3 protein-coding genes are annotated in these 20,032 nt (G+C 44.3%); all 3 read left to right on the top strand.

Annotated elements, in window-relative coordinates:
* Positions 1-86: 86 nt before the first annotated feature.
* Positions 87-5,681, top strand: coding sequence for a beta strand repeat-containing protein (locus HDE70_RS18715; protein WP_183868286.1), 5,595 nt, complete (start codon positions 87-89; stop codon positions 5,679-5,681).
* A gap of 38 nt (positions 5,682-5,719) precedes the next feature.
* Positions 5,720-9,103 (top strand): tail fiber domain-containing protein, encoded by a 3,384-nt coding sequence (locus HDE70_RS18710; RefSeq protein ID WP_183891532.1) that lies wholly within the window; start codon positions 5,720-5,722, stop codon positions 9,101-9,103.
* Between the two features lie 44 nt (positions 9,104-9,147).
* On the top strand, positions 9,148-20,032 hold a 10,885-nt coding region (locus tag HDE70_RS18705; protein ID WP_183891531.1), incomplete at its 3' end, for a hypothetical protein.

The following is a 20,032-nucleotide window of genomic DNA, read 5'->3' as shown; positions in this document are numbered from 1 at the left end:
CTCTGTGTTTAGAGTGGGCCTGTTTATGCTTATTTCCCCTTTTTTGCTATAAAATCTAATCTACTATTTTTAAATTCAATACGCTCATGAATAAAAAAGTTAAGCATTTTGCCGTGCTTATCGGACTGCTCTCTGCATTCGGTGCTAAAGCTCAAGTTGGAATTGGAACTAACGTTCCTGATGCAAGTGCCCAGCTTGAAATACTTTCTACTTCAAAGGGTCTTCTTATCCCAAGGATGTCGCTTTTACAACGTAACGATATCAATAACCCTGCCAATGGTTTATTAGTTTATCAGACTAACAGTTCTCCAGGCTTTTATTTTTACAATAACGGACAGTGGCAGAGGCTGGTAAATAACTCAGAGTTAACTTCCGGAGGGAATGGAGCCAGTGGAAATACTATCTTAAATGGAAATGTTGCTCCTGCTTCAACTATAGGTTCAAACGGGGATTTCTATCTGAACACCAGTAATAATACTTTATATGGCCCCAAAGGATCAGGAAACTGGCCATCAAACGGGACAGTATTGGTCGGGGCAAAAGGAGATCCTGGTGTCCAGGGGCTGCAAGGTATTCCGGGTACACCTGGAGCTCCGGGAGTTCAAGGACTTCAGGGGATACAGGGTATTCAAGGTATCCCAGGACTTCCGGGGAATTCTTTACCCGCAATAGGGAAAACAGTCACGTCAGGAGGGACTATTACGATCGGAAATGGTCAGGAGGCTGTGCTGAAGGACCTGACCCTTGATCTGGCAGACAACGCTGTTACTTCAGCTAAAATTGCGAACGGAACAATTGGCAATATTGATCTGGATAAAACGAATATTCCACTGAGTGGATTTGGGGCACCAATTAAAAATGTGTCCTTAGGAGGATACAGAATAACGAATCTGGCAACACCGACAAAAGATCAGGATGCGGTGACTAAAAAATATGTGGATGACCTGTTAATTACAGGCCCTGCCGTGCCTGGTGGTGGTGGGCAAACGCCAGCACTAAGTTATGATGGAGCAAGTAACTTATCTATAAAAGGCGGAAATACAGTAAGTCTTGAAAACCTAAACCAATCATTAAGCCTTGTTGGGACCGTATTATCCATATCAGGGCCAAGAAACAGCCAGGTAGATCTTTACTCTTTATTAAGCGATGGCAGCAGCGGCGGGCCAGTTGTGCATGATGCCTCACTTACAGGCCTTGGGAATTTGAGCAAACCATTGGGATTATCAAATACCGGCGTTGTTCCTGGTGAATACAAATCTGCAAATGTTACTATAGATGCAAAAGGCCGGATTACCTATGCAACATCTGGTGCTGGCGGTAATATCGGGCAGGGAACTGTTACTTCTGTCTCAGTAACCCCGGCAAATGGGTTAACAGGTTCAGTTACTGACCCATCAACTACACCAAATATTACCCTTGGAACTTCAGTAGAAGGTATTTTAAAAGGAAAAACAGGTGCAATTACAGCTGCAACAACAACCGGTACAGGAGCTATTGTATTAAGTGATTCGCCAACCTTAACGACACCAAACATTGGAAATGCTACAGGTAATATTGATGGTACAGCACGTAATGTGAGTGGTATAGTTGCCATTGTTAATGGCGGTACAGGTGCAAACAATGCACCTGATGCTAAAACAAACTTAGGTTTAGGAAATGTGGACAATACATCCGATATCAATAAGCCAGTAAGTGATGCAGTTAAAAATGAACTGAATAAAAAGGTAGACAGCAATACTCCGGTAATCGCTGCAACTAAAACTAAAATAACTTATGATACCAAAGGATTAGTAATCAAAGGCGAAGATGCCACTACTGCTGATATAGCAGAAACAACTGATAAAAAATACGTGACCGATGCACAGCTCACCCTGATCAATAATATGGCTAATAATGGTGGTAGTCAGATCGCACTTACTGTTCCCGTTACCCCAAAAGGCGCACTGGTTTCAACGAATGTACAAGCTGCATTAGAAGAATTGCAAGGTAAGATCACAACTTCTACAGGTGGTGGGATGACAGGTGTTAAACATGATGCAACCTTAACCGGAGACGGAAATACAACAGACTTAAGCCTGGCCGACAAAGCCGTTACGCTGGCAAAAATGGCTGATGCTTTACCCAATTCATTAATAGGGAATAGTACAGCAGTGGCCGGTAAACCTGAATACATTACTGCTGGTAATGGTATCGCCATCAATGGTGGAACATTAGCAGTGAACATTCCTGATGCAACGACAACTAAATCGGGTCTGCTTACTCCGGCAGATAAAGCGAAGCTGGATGGTCTGGGTACTGGTAATTACGTTTTACCAATTGCTTCTGCTTCGGCACTGGGAGGAATCAAAGTGGGTGCAAACCTGAGTATTGACGCAGGCGGAGTATTGTCAGCAACAGCACCAGGTGGTACCAGCGGTATAACCAGCGTAATTGCCGGAACAGGATTAGCAGGAGGAGCGACCAGTGGTGATGCTACTTTAAGTCTGGCCCCTATTCCTGCAAATACAATTTTGGGTAACCCTGGTTTAACACCAGCAGCACCAACGCCACTTAATGCGGCGGAAGTCAAATCGGTACTTCTTTTAGATAAAGTTCAGAACGTTGACCAGACAAATGCAGATAACCTGACTACCGGAACCCTCAAAGAGCAACTTTTTGGTAATGGAACCATTCCACTGGCTGCATTGAAAACTACAGGTACTGCGGATGGAACAAAAGTTCTTCGCGGAGATGGTACCTGGGGCACAGTGACAGCGGGTTCATTAACAGGTATTCTTCCAGTTGCCAATGGTGGAACGGGTAAGGATTCTTATACTGCCGGAAATTATATTAAAGCAGGAAACGCAACTACGCTCATCGAAGTTACCCCGGCTGATCTGAAAACAGAATTGGGATTAAATTTAAAAGAAGACGCTGTAAATAAAAGTTTAGACGGCACATTTGCAAGTAACTCAGATGATAAGTTTCCTACAGAGAAAGCAACAAAAACTTATGTAGATAAAACAGTTGCGGCAGCAGTAAAAGCAGCTGAAATAGGAGCAGGAGCAGTTCCTGATGCAGATGCAACCACCAAAGGAAAGCTGAAACTAGCAGGAGACTTTACAGGTACAGCAGATTTGCCTTTAGTCAAACAAGTTGGCGGTTTAGCTGCTGATGTGATTAAAGACGGTGTAAACCTTGCAAACGCAGCAACTGCTGCCAATACCCCTAATACAATCGTTAAAAGAGATGCCAACGGTGATTTCTCCGCAGGTAAAATCAAAGCAGATTTAATCGGGAATGCAACCTCTGCAACCACAGCAGGATCTGCTGCTACGGCTGTTAATGTAACAGGTGTAGTGGCAATTGCCAATGGTGGAACAGGCGCAACAGACGCTGCCGGAGCAAGAACAAACTTAGGTCTTGGCAATATTCAAAATACAGCAGATAAAGATAAAATCATCAGTGACCTGACTAAAGCAGCGCTGGATGGAAAAATAAATATTACAGAAAAAGGATCGCCTTCGGGCGTAACCCCATTAGACGGATCTGGTAAAATTGACAGTAAATATCTACCAAACTCTTTAACCGGGGCAGTGACTTATCAGGGTGTCTATAACGCGGTGTCGAATTCACCAGCCCTGGCGGCTCCGGGTTCCGCTAACAAAGGGTACTATTTTGTGGTAACCACAGCAGGAACACAACAAGGTTTGACTTTAAATGTAGGAGACTGGGTGATTTCAAACGGTACAGCCTGGGATAAAGTAAGCAGCAGCAGTACTATTTCTACTGTATTTGGCAGAACCGGGGCAATTGCTGCGGCGCCTGGTGATTATACTACAGATCAGGTCACTGAAGCTGGTAATAAATATTATACAGAAGCAAGAGTCAGTGCAAACCCTACCGTTGCAGCCCACACCGCTGCGCTTACAGGTAAAGAAGATGCCGTTAACAAAAGTACTGACGGAACATTTGCCAGTAACTCAGATGTGAAATTCCCAACAGAAAAAGCAACAAAAACATATATTGATAAAAAGGTTCCGGCATTTACAGCAGCAGATGCCAATAAAGTACTGACCGTAAATAGTGGTGGTACCGCTGCATTATGGACAGCCAATACAGGTGGGGGCAGTGGAACAGTAACTTCCGTTGCCATTACAAATGCAAATGGGATCAGTGGTACTGTAGCTAATCCGGCTACTACACCAGCAATTACGCTGAGTTTAGGTGCGATTACCCCAACAGCGATCAATGCTACAGGCGCTATCAGTACAAGCGGGACTATTACCGGAAGTAACCTGAGCGGAACAAATACAGGTGATCAGACAGATATTCCTGGTAAATCCCAAACAGTAGAAACCAATGCAATTATTACCGGAGATGTAAAAACTACAGCTAAAAATACAGTAGTTATTCAGCCGGGTGTAGTTACTTATGCAAAAATGCAGGCGATGACTCCTAATAAATTATTAGGGTCGGGTGCATCAGGAACAGCAGTAAGTGAAATTACTTTAGGAACAGGTTTAAGTTTTACTGGCAATACTTTAAACGCAGCAGGCGGGGGTGGTGGTAGCGGAACGGTAACTAACGTATCGCTGACGACCAATAATGGTATCATTGGTTCAGTGGCAGCGCCCTCTACTACACCAGGTATTTCGCTGAGTTTAGGAAATATCACGCCAACCTCTATCAATACGCCAGGAACAATTATCGGTAATAATTTAGCCGGCACAAATACAGGTGATCAAACCATAGTCCTTTCGGGTGATGTAAGTGGAAGCGGTACCGGGCCAATTACGACCGCGATCGGAGTGAATAAAGTAACCTCATCACATATTCTGGACGGGACAGTTGTCGCAGCAGATATTGCAAACCAAACCATTACCGCTACCAAATTAAATAACATTACCGCTAACGGGACAACAGGACAAGTCCTTTCTTCAAACGGAAGCGGTGGATTTACCTGGGCAACACCAGCAGGCGGTGGCGGTGCGGCTACAGATTTAACTTACACCGCAGCAGCCACACAAGGAACAATTACCCCAACAACTCCGGGAAAAGCAGCTATTATTCCAGCTGCAACAGCTACAGCAGCTGGTTTGATGCCAAATACAGATAAGATTAAACTAGATAAGATAGATGATATCGTAACACCAACAGACGCCAATAAAGTCCTGACAGTAAGTGCCGATGGTAAAAAAGCGAATTGGGTTACTCCGGTAGCAGGCGGCGGGGGCGGCGGTGCATTTAAAATTTACCCATTGCCAGCAAGCAGCTATGCAATGGTCAAAGCATCAGATGATGGAGTTACAGTAGTGCAATCTGACGGGCCAATTGCAGGGGTTAAAAACTTGTTTACAATTACTATCCCTAAAGGAGTGAGTTTATCTACACTAAGGTTAAATATCGATAACCCGCTGCTTGGTAAAGCAGCATCAGATCCATCACCAGTTTTATATTTTGATATGAAAGATGCCAATGCAGACATCAATTCAGGTGTCCAGAATTTATGGGTGCCTACAAGTATTATTTTGCTGGATAGAAATTCCGGAGGTGCAAATGGAATGGCTCACCAGTTCAGAACCATTGGTACTGCCGGTCAGGGTTCATTCCTGAGTGTGGAAAGTTATACAGGTAATGTTTTATCTATGAAGTTTATTCCTACTACATACAAGGTTTATTCTCTGGTCATCACTTTCTAGTAAGCAATTGATTTTTATTAAAAATAAGGATTGTTAAAATGAGATTCAAAAAGTATTATATTCTTACCTCTGTGCTGGTATTATTTGCCATTTGCAGCAAGGCACAGTCACCTCTTAACGGTAGGTTTTATATTTCCGGAGTATCTGAGGTCCCCTCAACTCCGGCATCGAACTATTCAATTGAAGGAGACTTTACAGACATGACGTACATCTATACTGCGGCAGATGTTAAGGTTGGAGATGTCATTGCGGATAACGTTGGATTAACTTTCAGGATTGATAAAATTACGAGCCTTAAGGGAGAACAGATTACTGCTGACGTGACTTATCTCAGAGGCTCTACAGTTGCGGGGCTATCATACCCTACAGCATATGCAAGCGGAACGCTTTTTCGTCCTACTTCCAAAGGATATGCAATGGCAACTTACGATGCAGAAAACATAAATGATAAATTAAAAATCGCAGTACAGAATGCAGCGATCTTAGATATTGACCGTGATATCCGGGGATTTAAATCTGGTAGTGATACCGAAATACCTAAAGACCCGAAATTTGGGGATTTGTACTATAATGTAACAGATAAAAAACTGTATGCATTTACAGCAAATGGTTGGGTTCCTCTGGGAAGCGGGATCATTGCAAGCGGTTCGGCAGGTGAATTTCCTAATCCGACCAAAATCGGAGAAATGTTCTTCAATAAAGATGATAACAATACCTACATCTATAATGGCGGGGTATGGTTTAAGATCTCAACCAATGGCTCAACACCAGGCGGGAACATTAATCCTGACCCATCGGCGGCTCCTGTAAAAGGTGGAGATTTATTTTATAATGTCTCTGATCATAAACTATATGTTTACAATGGTACAGCCTGGATGTCGATTAATAATGCATTACGTAATGGGCAGATTTTTGTTGGTAATGCGTCTAACGTAGCCACTTCAGTTGCGTTATCAGGAGATGCAACAATTACCAATGCCGGAAAATTAACCATTAAGGACCTTGCGGTTACTGATGAGAAATTAGATAAGCTGAATATTCCGTTAAGTGGATTCGGAAATCCTTCTGACAACGTTTCAATGGGAGATGGAAGCACCAATTTCAGAATCACCAATCTGGGTAATCCTTCTGCTGCCTCTGATGCCGCTACTAAAAGTTATGTAGATATATTATTTACCGATCCTGCTATACTGGGGCTGACAAATAATAGTTTTTTTGTTGGTAACTCCGCTAACAAAGCAGTCGCAGTTGCCAAAAACTTAATACCTGTAAGTGGCTTTGATAAAGCTACCGCAAATGTATCAATGGGAACTGGAACTACCGGAGGTAACTTTAAAATTGTCAACCTTGCAGATCCTACCGCAGCACAGGATGCGGCTACTAAAAATTATGTAGACAACAGGCAAACGAATGCGAGTAATCTTATCCTGTCAAAAGGAAATTTATTGGTGGGTGGAGACGCTAATCTTGCCGTACAGATTGCTAAAAATGCAATTCCACTAAATGGATTTGGTACACCTGTTGCAGATCTTGCTATTGGCGGTTTTAAACTTACGGGTCTTGCAGAACCAGCAGCAGCACAAGATGCAGTCACTAAAAACTATGTAGATACCAAAGTGATCAGCCCTGCCAATATTTCGTTGGCCACTGGTTATCTGTTTGCAGGAGATGCGGCAGGGAAAGCTTCAGAAGTATTAAAAAGCAGTATTCCCTTAAGTGAATTTGGTAAACCCACAGCTGATATTTTAATGGGTGGTTTTACACTGGGAAATCTGGCTGCACCTGTAGCGGACGAAGATGCGTCAACCAAAAAATATGTAGATGATATTTTTAAAGCACCGGCTTCTCTTCTTGCTTTACCGGCTGGAAATTTCTTTGTAGGTAATGCATCAGGAAAAGCTGCGGCCACATTAAAAAGTCAGATTCCGGTAAGTGGTTTTGCAAAAGCGGCCGAGACGCTATACATGGGAGATGCCACTACACAATTTGGTATTAGTTTCCTGAAAAATCCAACATTTGATCAGGATGCCGCCACTAAAAAATATGTAGATGACAAGATTGCTGCTCCTGGCGCTTTAGTATTAGAAGACGACCATATTTTTGTAGGTGATGCTTCGAATAAAGCAGTTGCAGTTAATAAAAATGCAATTCCGCTGAGTGATTTTGGAAATGCGCTAAAAGATCTTTCGATAGGGAATGGAACTACTAATTTCAAAATTACTAACCTGGCAGATCCAACAGCAGATCAGGAAGCCGCCACTAAAAAATACGTAGATTCAAAAAGTACTAAAACACCAGTAGGGCCAACCGCTCCGGGTACAGCAGTTGCGGGTGACACTTACTACAATACCGCAGATAACCGCCTGTACGTTTATAACGGTAAAGACTGGGTACCTGTAGACAATAAACTAAACAATACAGAATTGTATGTAGGTGATGTTAAAGGCAATGCCGTTTCCACTCCAAAAACTTCAGTTCCACTCAGTGGCTTTGGTACTCCGGCAGCAGATATATCTTTTGGTAACTTTAAACTGACTACCCTTGCCGATCCGCTAGCAGATCAGGATGCAGCGACTAAGAAATATGTAGATTCAAAAACGACTAAAACACCAGTAGGGCCAACTGCTCCGGGTACAGCAGTTGCAGGAGACACTTATTACAACACCGCAGACAACCGCTTATACGTTTATAACGGTAAAGACTGGGTACCAATGGACAATAAACTGGCTGATCAAAACCTTTATGTAGGTAACGCATCAGGTATCGCTGTATCCACTCCTAAAAATGTAATCCCATTAAGCGGATTCGGTTCAGCACAGGCAGATGTATCCATGGGAAATTTCAAACTGACCAATCTGGTTGATCCGATCGCGAATCAGGACGCAGCAACTAAAAAGTATGTGGATGCCGGCTTACTGACCGCAGGTGCTAATGCGAAAGATAACCTGGGTAATCATAAAGCTACAGAAAGCATTAAACTTTCTGTTTATGCTATCAGCAATGACGGTGTTGACGGAAAAGGACTGACTTTCGATACACAAGGTAACGCCAGTTTCGGACAGGACGTAACCGTTAACGGAAACTTCTATACCCCATCAGACAAAAGATTGAAAACCAATATTGAAACCCTTGGCAACGTATTGCAAAAAATAGATCAGCTCAGAGGTGTAAAATTTGAATACAAAGACCAGCATAAATACGCATCCGGATCTAAAATCGGTGTCATTGCCCAGGAACTTCAAAAGGTATATCCAGCGATGGTAACTACAGGTAAAGATGGCTTCCTTAAAGTTGACTACACCCAGCTTACAGGAATGCTGATCCAGGCCGTAAAAGAACAGCAAAAACAAATAGAAGAACTGCAAACCCGGATGAATAACCAACAGGAGCAGATCAACAGTATTCTGAAAAAGATACAATAACAAAATATTAGAAATCAGTCAGGAAACAAAGAGAAACACAAATTTTGAAGAAACTACTACATACAGTTCAGCTTATAACTTTCTTCTTGCTCGTTGGAATTTCAAACGTTTCGGCACAGGGCTATTTCAGAGTAATCGGGGGAATTCCTCACTTACCTGTTTTAGTGCCTTCGGCTGTAGCAGCCCCGGCAACGGGCATGCTGATCTATAGCAGTACTGACAAACAACCCCTGATTTATAACGGATCAACCTGGGAAACACTATGCAGCAGTAACCTTAATAGTACTACTGTTAAAGACTATTTCGAAGTAAAAACCGGTATACCTTATTTATCAGCACTGGCTGCTGAACCCGCAGGGACCAATGCAACCGGAGGCGTGTATTTCTCAAAAACGGAAAACACGATGAAAGTTTATGATGGGTTTGCCTGGTGGGCTGTCGCCAAACTTTATGGCAAAGGTGGCTTTACCCAAAACACAGGCTTTTCTACCAACAGTGGAATGAAGATCTCTAAACTTCCTGTGCTGAACAGTAACCCCGCACCTTTAGGCTTATCTCCGGGCGCTATTTATATCAATACACAATCAAAAGCTATTCGTTACTATACCGGTACCGTATGGAATGACATTAGTTGTCTTCCTGTAATTTCTACCCTGATCCCTACAAAAATTACCAATATTTCTGCGCTCAGCGGCACCAACATTATCAGTAATGGCGGATCTGCAATTACCACTTATGGAATTTGCTGGGATACCTCAGCCAATCCGGAAATCACGCTGAGCAGTAAAACAGAGAATGCAGTATTTGGAAACGATACCGGGATTTTTCCAGGAGTGATCTCCGGACTCAAAGCCAATACCGTTTACCATGTGAGAGCTTATGCAATCAACAGCGCAGGTATTGTCTATGGAGAGGATTTAACTTTCACTTCTGCACTGGCTTCCCTGCCGGATATTATCACGTTAGACATCGATAACTTCTCACCCGTGATGGCTAATAGTGGTGGTGATATCAGAAGTGATGGCGGTGCCCCGGTTACTAAAAGAGGAATTATCTGGAGTAAAACAGCAGACCCTGCAAACGATCCGGATGCCGTTACCACACTCGATGGTTCAGGTGTGGGGATATTCCCAAGCCGGTTAATTGACCTGTTAAGAAATACCACCTATTATGTGATGGCTTATGCCGTCAATGTGATAGGAACCGCTTATGGTAACCTGTTACAATTTACTACCCCGCGTGCAACAGCGCCTGTATTGAGTTCACCAAACATTAAAATCACTGACATCACCGATAAATCGGCAGTCAGCGAAGTGACCATCATCAATAATGGAGGAGAAGTGGTTACCGAACGCGGTATGAGCTGGAGTACTGATCGCGTGAATATTATCTATGGCCCCTCCACAACTGTGAACGCAACAGATATCGGTACATTTATTTGCAACCTGACCAACTTGCAGGAAGGCACACTTTATTACGTTCGTGCTTACGCTAAAAACAGTGTGGGCATCAGCTATAGCAGTGAATCCAGTTTCGTAACAAGTTCTGTACCTACAATCAGTACCATTCAACCCTTTAATTATGATATGGCCAGTCATATCGACGGATCTATAGAAAGTTATAACGGAACCAATGCGATGACAGGCGGCGATATTACCAGTAATGGTGTATCAGCAATCACTAAGCGTGGCGTAGTCTGGAGTACCAGTCCGCAGCCTACAATTGCGCTGGCTACGAAAACAACACAAAATATCTCCGGTAATGGTAAAGGCATTTATAATAACTATCTGAATGCACTTACTCCGGGAACTAAATACTATGTGAGGGCCTATGCTACTAACAGTAAAGGGACAGGTTATGGAGAGGAAATGGTTTTTACAACTCCACAACTCCCAGCTTTAACCACAACTCCTGCAATACTGATTAAAAGTACAAGCATCAGCAGTGGGGGAAATATTACTGACGATGGACGTATGACGGTACTCAGCAGAGGACTGGTATGGAGTACAGCAGAGAACCCAACCATTGAAGGGGATCTGACGAAAGACGGCAGAGGAACAGGGATCTTTACCAGTGACTTAAAAGACCTGATGGGTAGTACAAAATACTATCTGCGTGCCTATGCGACCAACTATGTAGGCACCAGTTATGGAGCAGTTCAACTCGTGACGACCGCTCCGCCAGAAAAACCAGCTGTGGTTACTTTAGCAGTAGACGGCGGCGATGGAACTACCGCAAAAGGAGGAGGAAATATTACGGGTAGCGGGGGTGCAGAAGTGACCAGTCATGGCGTAATCTGGAGCCTGACTTCAGGATTTACACCCGATCTTTCTGCTGGAAATAAAACCAGTCAGACTGAAAAGCTTACCAGGTTTACCAGTACACTCAGCGAACTTTTACCTAACAAAACTTATTACGTAAGGGCTTACGCTATGAATAGTGCAGGAGTCGGTTATGGCGAAGAAGTCAGCTTTAAAACCTATACACTGGCCTCACTGATTACCACTCCGGCCAGTAACCTGACCAGTATAACTGCAACAAGCGGAGGAGATATTTTTAGTGATGGTGGCGATAAAGTTACCAAGAGTGGAATTGTATGGAATACTAAAGGAAACCCGACTATTGACCTTACTACAAGAACCCAGAATGGTATAGGTATCGGAACTTTTATCGACCCTATTAAAGATTTAATGGGAAGTACAACCTATTATGTAAAAGCCTATGCGATAAATAAAGCAGGTGTTTCTTATGGTAATGAGATCAGCTTTACCACAATCCCTCCGGTTTCGCCCATATTGACCACTATAGAAGCAACAGCTATTACCGGAAGTACCGCAGTGAGCGGCGGACATCTTTTGAGTAACGGAGGCGCACTGCTTTCCGGGGCAGGAGTAGTCTGGAATACGCTTTCCGGTTTTCAACCAGATACAGCAACCACTCAAAAAACAGTACAGAATGCGACCGGGGATTTTGTGAGTGTACTCCAGGGCCTGACTCCTGGTACTACTTATTATGCACGCGCTTACGCGGCAAACTCCGCAGGCTTGACTTTTGGCAACCAGGTGGTTTTAAGAACAGCTACACTGGCTACCTTAACGACCCTGAAACCTATCGCACAAACGATTACCAGTACCGCTGCAACCAGCGGGGGAACAATCCTGAGCAATGGCGGATCTTATATCCAGAGCAACGGAATTTGCTGGAGTACGGACCCTGATCCAACCATAGCCGATCAGTTTGTTATTGCCGGCTCCGGTTCTGGTAGCTTTACCGCAGACCTTAAAGACCTGATGGGTTCTACAACCTATTATGTCCGTGCTTTTGCTACTAACTTTGCCGGTACTGCTTATGGAAATCAGGAGATAGTAGAGACCAAACCTGCTGTAAAAGCAACACTGGTGACCACTAAAATTACTGGGATTACAGGTGCAGCTGCGATTAGCGGTGGAAATATTACCAGTGATGGCGGTGCACTGATTACTACAAGAGGAGTGATCTGGAGCCTGAACCCTGATTTCGATCCTGCTGCTGAACTCACGAACAGAACCGCAGAAACAGGTTATGGAAAAGGGGTTTTTACGAGCAACCTGACTAACCTTTCCATCGGTAAAACTTATTACGTTTGCGCTTATGCAGTAAGTAAAGCGGGTACTGCCTATGGAAATATCCTGAGTTTTGTCACCACCAGGAAGGCAACTATTGTAACCACTTTACCCTCACTGATTACCCATACTACTGCTGTTACCGGAGGTACTATTTCTGATTCCGGCGGTTCTCCGGTTACAGGCCGCGGGGTATTCTGGAGTACAATTGAAAACTTTGAACCCGATGAACTTTCTCTGGATAAAACAGAAGACAGAGCGGGTACGGGAAATTTTGACAGTTTCTTAAAAAACCTGGCTCCATCGACTAAATATTATATCCGCGCTTATGCGTTTACCAATACAGGAATGTCTTATGGTCAGCAGGTTAGTTTAACGACAAACCCGGCTACAGTTCCGGTATTAACCACTACCGTACCCAACCAGCTCACAGTAACCAGCGCTGCAAGCGGAGGGAATATTACTGATGAAGGAGGAGCACCATCCACTACACGTGGTGTAATCTGGAGTACCCAGGCAGATTTTATTCCTGAATCCATACTAATCGATCGTACTACGCAAACAGGTTCAGGTAAAGGTATTTATGGAAGTAACATCACTAACCTGACCCCAGGGACTCAATATTATGTACGTGCTTATGCCCGCAATGGTGTTGGTTACGGTTATGGAAACCTGGAAAGTTTTGTGACCAAACCATCTATTGCAGCGACAGTGACCACCAGTGCAATCAGCCAGATTACAGGAACAACTGCCGTTGGTGGAGGAAATATAATCAGCAATGGAAATACAACAGTGAAAACCATGGGTATTGTCTGGAGTCTTTACCCTGATTTCAATCCGGACACGATCTCGAAGAATAAAATTGCCATGGCAGGTCAGGATAAAGGAGTTTTCGTGGCCAGCATGAACAACCTTAAACCAGGCACAACCTATTATGTACGGGCTTATGCCATGAATAGCGCAGAAACTTCTTACGGAGATCTGACCAGTTTCACGACGATTGGATTACCGGTTATTGTGACGAATTCACCAGGATTAATCACCAATACCACAGGTTTAATGGGGGGTACAATTACCAGTGCCAGCGGCGGTATAATCAGCAACCGCGGAGTTTACTGGAGTACAGTAGAAAACTTTGAACCAAATCCTTTATCACCGGATAAAACTATTAATGGCGGAGGTACAGGTAGTTTCGACAGTCAGCTGAAAGACCTGATGGCTGATACCAGGTATTATGTAAAAGCTTATGCAACCAATGTTGCAGGTACAGCTTACGGGCAGCAGGTTGGCTTCACAACCTATCCTCCGGGACTGCCATTACTCACAACCGTTAACCCAGTTCTGATTACCGGGACTACTGCCTACAGTGGTGGAAATATTACCGAAGAAGGTGGAGTTCCTACCACCATACGCGGGGTAGTCTGGAGCACCACACCTAACTTTAACCCAGAAACAGAAACTGTTCACAGAACGCTGGAAGGTGGTGCAGGAAAAGGAATCTTTAACAGCCAGGTTACCGGCCTGAAACCGGGTACCACTTATTATATCCGCGCTTATGCCACTAATAGAGTGGGCATTGGTTATGGAAATGAATTGAGCTTTACCACGCAAAACTATGCTACTTTAACCACGACCGAAATCTCTGAGAATGCAGCAGGATCTGCCATGAGCGGAGGGGTAATCAGCAGTGATGGTGGTTCAAAAGTAACCGTACAAGGCTTATGCTGGAGTACCAGTCCAAACCCCACTTCAGAACTCCTGTCTAAAACAATTGACAAAGGAACAGGCACTTTTATCAGTCAGCTGAAAAACCTTGCACCTTCAACTTTATACTATGTCAGAGCCTACGCGACCAACGGTTTAGGTACAGCTTACGGGAATGAAATTAGTTTTGTTTCAGCAGCAGTCCCTCCAACTTTAACGACCACAGATCCTGTAATCACCAGCGGAACTACCGCGAGCAGTGGAGGTATCATTACCTCAGCTGGCGGAGCAGCAATTACCAGCAAAGGTATTGTCTGGAGCAGCAAAATAGACTTTGATCCTAAAACAGAGCTTGTCAACAGAACAAATGAAGGCGCTGGTCAGAACACTTTTATCAGTGAACTTAAAAACTTAGTCAGAAGTACCGCTTATTATGTACGTGCTTATGCAGAAAACAGTGCCGGTATAACTTATGGCAACCAGTTAACCGTAACTATATTCCCGACTTCGCCAATTCTGTTAACCACTAAGGTGACAGAAATAACAGGTACAACAGCAACCAGTGGTGGCAAAATTACCAGTGATGGTGGGGCCACAGTGACTAAACGTGGTATTTGCTGGAGTACGCAACAGAACCCGACCAATACCTTATTGACAAAAACAGTTGATGTAAATGGCGGTGATGGAGATTTTATCGGTAAAATAACAGGTCTGTTGCCGAATACAATTTACTATGTGAGAGCTTATGCTGTGAATGGGATCGGAGTAGCCTACGGTCTGGAAGAATCATTTATTACACTGGCTCCTCCAACTTTAACAGCGACTTCACCAATCACGAATATCCGTGCGACTACAGCAACCAGCGGTGGAGAAATTACCGATGATGGAAGAACACCAATCCTAAGCAGAGGAATTGTTTGGGATAGATACAGTGATCCGACTATTGCACTGGCTACTAAAACAGTAGATAACGTGACTAAAGGTATAGGTACTTTCACGGCTGATCTATTTGACATGGTACCGAATACAACTTATTATGTGAGAGCTTATGCCACCAATTTAGTTGGTATCACTTATGGAAGTCAGGCGCAGCTTAAAACCAATTCGGTGAGCTTGCCAACGTTAACAACCACTAGTATAACCTCTATAGATGGCTATTCATCAAAAGGTATTGCAGAGATTACCGATGACGGTGGAATGCCAGTTGTCACCCGTGGATTTGTCTGGGGCACCACTACTTTACCAACAGTTGCTTCTACGGGGAAAATTGTAAATGGTACCGCAGGTACAGGCATATTTGACAATGTTTTTGGTGGACTGATCCCAGGGGCAACTTATTATGTACGTGCATTTGCAACCAATAGCGTGGGTACTGCTTATGGAAATGAAATTGTGCTGACTTCAGCAGGGGTTGTACCTAACCTTAGCGCTGTAACGGTTTCTAATATTCAGCTGAATAGTGCTGCGGCTTTAGCCAGCTTGTCATTTAATGGCGGATCTGTAATCACAGATCTTGGCTTTATCTGGAATACAGCAGATGTTATTCCGGCTGCTGCGGATGGAAATAACTTAAGTATTGGCGCAGTCGGGACTTCAATTTCAGGAACACCTGCCAATTTATTGCCAGCTACTAAATATTATATCTGGGCATATGGTAAAAATGCCACAGGAACAGGATACAGCGTGAAATCAACCACATTCAGTACACCTGATTTTGCTAAAGTGACCACGACCAAACCAGGCGCAATTACTAAAAACTCTGCGACTTCTGGTGGTACGATTACAAGTGACGGCGGAACAGGAATTATTCAGAAAGGGGTATGCTGGAGTGAAACTAAAAACCCAACCATAGAAGATCCGGGTAAAACGCTTAATGGTGCAAGCGCAGCTAATTTTAGCAGTAGTATTACCGGGTTAAAAGTAGGTACCACTTATTATGTAAAAGCCTATGTAACCAATGCAGTAGGTACAAGTTATGGTAACCTGGATAGTTTAACAACCATTAATATCCCAACAGTAACCACTACCACAGCTACGAATATTTTAAGCACGACCTTAACCACAGGTGGAGAAGTGACTATGGACGGTGGTGCGGCTGTAACTTCAAGAGGAGTTGTGATGAGCATAACCCCTGAACCTACTATTGCTTCTACGCTGAGGACAGTTGATGGTGCTGGAACGGGTATCTTCGTGAGTAATCCTAAAACATTAACCTTAGCTACTAAATATTATTACAGAGCTTATGCCACCAATAGTGTAGGTACTGCTTATGGTAAACAGGATAGTGTAACTACTGCTGCAATTCTTCCGGTGGTTGATCAAGTGAAATTGTCTGAGATTACAGATCATTCAGCAAGAGGAACGGCAACGGTAACTGCTGATGGTGGTGCTCCGGTAACAGCGAGCGGACTCGTTTGGAATACAACCGGAACTCCTGCGTTAGAAGATCATGTGATTGCCAGTAAAGATATCAATACCATAACCGGAGTACTGGAAGGCTTAGAAGAAGGGCCCACTTATTATGTCAGAGCTTATGCCACTAATAACGTCGGTACAGCCTACAGTGCAGTTGCAGTAAACTTTAAAATCTGTAAACCACTTACGGTTATACACAGAGCAGGAATTAGCGGCGCACCGACAGATAAAACAATTACTTATGAAAGCGTAGGCGCTAATATATCAGGAGACTATAAATGCTGGATCACCAGAAATCTGGGCGCAGATCAGCAGGCAACAGCAGTGAACGATGCATCAGCAGCATCTTCGGGCTGGTACTGGCAGTTTAACCGTTTACAAGGCTATCAGTATGATGGAACAACGCGCACGCCAGGCCAGGTTGAGGCACCATGGGTGTCTGTAATCAATGATGCTTCAAGCTGGACAGCGGCCAATGACCCATGTACACAACTACTGGGCAACGGCTGGCGTATCCCGACCAATTCAGAATGGACTGCTGCCATTGGCCCGCCTCAGAACTGGAAGAATGCTGCTGATGCTTATGCATCTATATTAAAATTACATGGTGCAGGAGATGTAACTGCTGCCGGAAATTTAAGCACCAGAGGTGTGAATAGTAATTACTGGACAAGTACCATGTATCTCAATGTTAGCCAGGGTTATTATTTTACCAATTCAAGAACAAGCTACAATGAGAAATCCGTTGGATTGCCGCTGCGCTGTTTACAAGACGGAGGTATGACCAGTGTTCCTTCTTTAAGTAACGTTGTGATTCCGTCTGCTACGATAACAGCGGCTACTGCCGAAGCTTTAGCAGCAGTACTCAATTCTGGCAGCAGCCCGGTAACCAGCAGAGGATTGGTCTGGAACACCATCGGAAATCCTGGAATGGAAGATCATGTGATTGCTTTGGGTACTGGAATGGGCGAAATGAAAGGCCTGCTGAGCGGTCTTGATGAAAAAGCAGTTTTCTATGTACGTGCTTTTGCAACTAACAGTGCAGGTACTGCCTTTAGTCCTTCGGTAGCGAGCTTTAAAGTTTGTTTACCGTTTACGATTATTCATACCGCCGGATTAAATGGTGCACCAGTTGATAAAACAGTAACCTATAAAACAATCAGTACCACTGTTTCGGGTGAAGCCAGATGCTGGATTACCCAGAACCTGGGTGCAGATCAGCAGGCTGCCTCAGTGAGTGACGGCACAGAAGCAAGTGCTGGCTGGTACTTCCAGTTTAACAGGATACAAGGTTACAAGCACGACGGAACCGCCCGCACACCTAATGATCCTTTGCTTCCATTTATAGGAACAATAGATGAACCTGGTCAGTGGTTACCAGCCAATGATCCTTGTTTCAGGATGCTGGGTGGTGGCTGGAGATTGCCTACCGGTACAGAATGGAAGAATGCAATTGCCGCTCCCCAATATTGGAGAACAAGTGCTGATACTTATAACTCTGTCTTAAAAATTCATGCTGCGGGTGGTATTGCGAATGATGTTTTAACTTTAAGAGGCACTGATAGCCGTTACTGGAGCAGTTCAGCGGTATCTTCAGGAGCTGGGAATGTACTGGCTAATGGTGTTGCAAACGTAGCTAATAAAGGTGCAGGTTTACCTGTCCGTTGTCTGCGTAACGAAGTGCTCACTACACTTCCTTCAGTGAGCAACGTAATCCTGCCATTGGCAGAGATGACTGAAACTACAGCTAAAGGATCTGCGGTCATTAACCCAGATGGAAATGCAACGGTAACCGCCCGTGGATTTGTGTGGAATACCACAGGCAACCCGACGCTTTCAGATCAGGTGGTGCCGATGGGTTCTGGTACAGGAACGATCAGCGGACTGATTTCAGGTCTGGAAAACGGGCCTACTTATTATGTGAAAGCTTTTGCAACCAATAGCGTAGGTACAGCTTATAGTGAAATTGCTACCAGCTTTAAAATCTGTATGCCATTTACGGTCATCCACAGAGCAGGACTGAATGGCGCCCCGGTAGACAAAACTGTAACTTATGGATCAGTCAGTACTAAAATATCAGGTACCGATAAATGCTGGATTACCCAGAACCTGGGCGCAGACAGGCAGGCATCAGCCGTTAACGATGCCACCGGATCTTCTTCAGGCTGGTACTGGCAGTTTAACCGTTTACAGGGTTATCAGTATGATGGAACAACACGTACACCGGGCCAGGTAATAGCCCCCTGGGTTTCCCCGATCAATGATGCTTCAAGCTGGACAGCAGCCAATGATCCATGTACACAACTGCTGGGCAGCGGGTGGCGTATCCCGACCAATACAGAATGGGCCAGTACTATCGCTTCTCCTCAAAACTGGAAGAATGCAGCCGACGCTTATGCTTCGGTCTTAAAATTACATGGTGCCGGAGATATAACTCCTGCCGGAAATTTAAGCACCAGAGGTGTGAATAGTAATTACTGGAGCAGTACCATGTACCTCAACGTTAGCCAGGGTTATTACTTTACCAATTCAAGAACAACCTATAATGAGAAATCCGCCGGATTGCCGCTGCGCTGCTTGCAGGACGAAGTTGTGAAACGTCTTCCTTCAGTAAGCAATGTGCTCATTCCTTCAGAAACCATTACAGCTACTTTAGCTGATGCCACAGCTACGGTAACCAATAGCGGTGGAGCTGCTGTAACCAGTAGAGGATTAGTCTGGAACACTACTGGAAATCCTGGAATGGGTGACCAGGTGATTCCTTTGGGCACAGGAATCGGGGATATCACCGGCACGCTCAAGGGGCTGGATGAAAAATCAGTTTATTATGTACGCGCTTTTGCGGCCAATAGTGTAGGTACTGCCTTTAGTCCCCTGGTCGCGAGCTTTAAAGTTTGTTTACCTTTTACAATTACCCATACTGCCGGACTAAACGGTGTACCGGTAGACAAGACAGTCAACTATAAAACAGTGAGTACCACTTATTCCGGAGAAGCACGCTGTTGGATTGCCCAGAACCTGGGTTCAGACGGGCAGGCCACAGCCGCTAATGACGGTTCAGAAGCAAGTGCTGGCTGGTACTTCCAGTACAACCGTTTGCAGGGTTTCAAATATGACGGGACTACCCGTACCCCGAATGATCCTTTAGTACCCTGGTTAAGCATGATACAAGAAGCTCAGCAATGGTTACCAGCTAATGATCCGTGTT

It is taken from the genome of Pedobacter cryoconitis, assembly GCF_014200595.1.
Lineage (GTDB): Bacteria > Bacteroidota > Bacteroidia > Sphingobacteriales > Sphingobacteriaceae > Pedobacter > Pedobacter cryoconitis_C.
The sequence above is the reverse complement of the archived record's forward strand: the minus strand, read 5'-3'. Positions and strand labels throughout refer to the sequence as shown.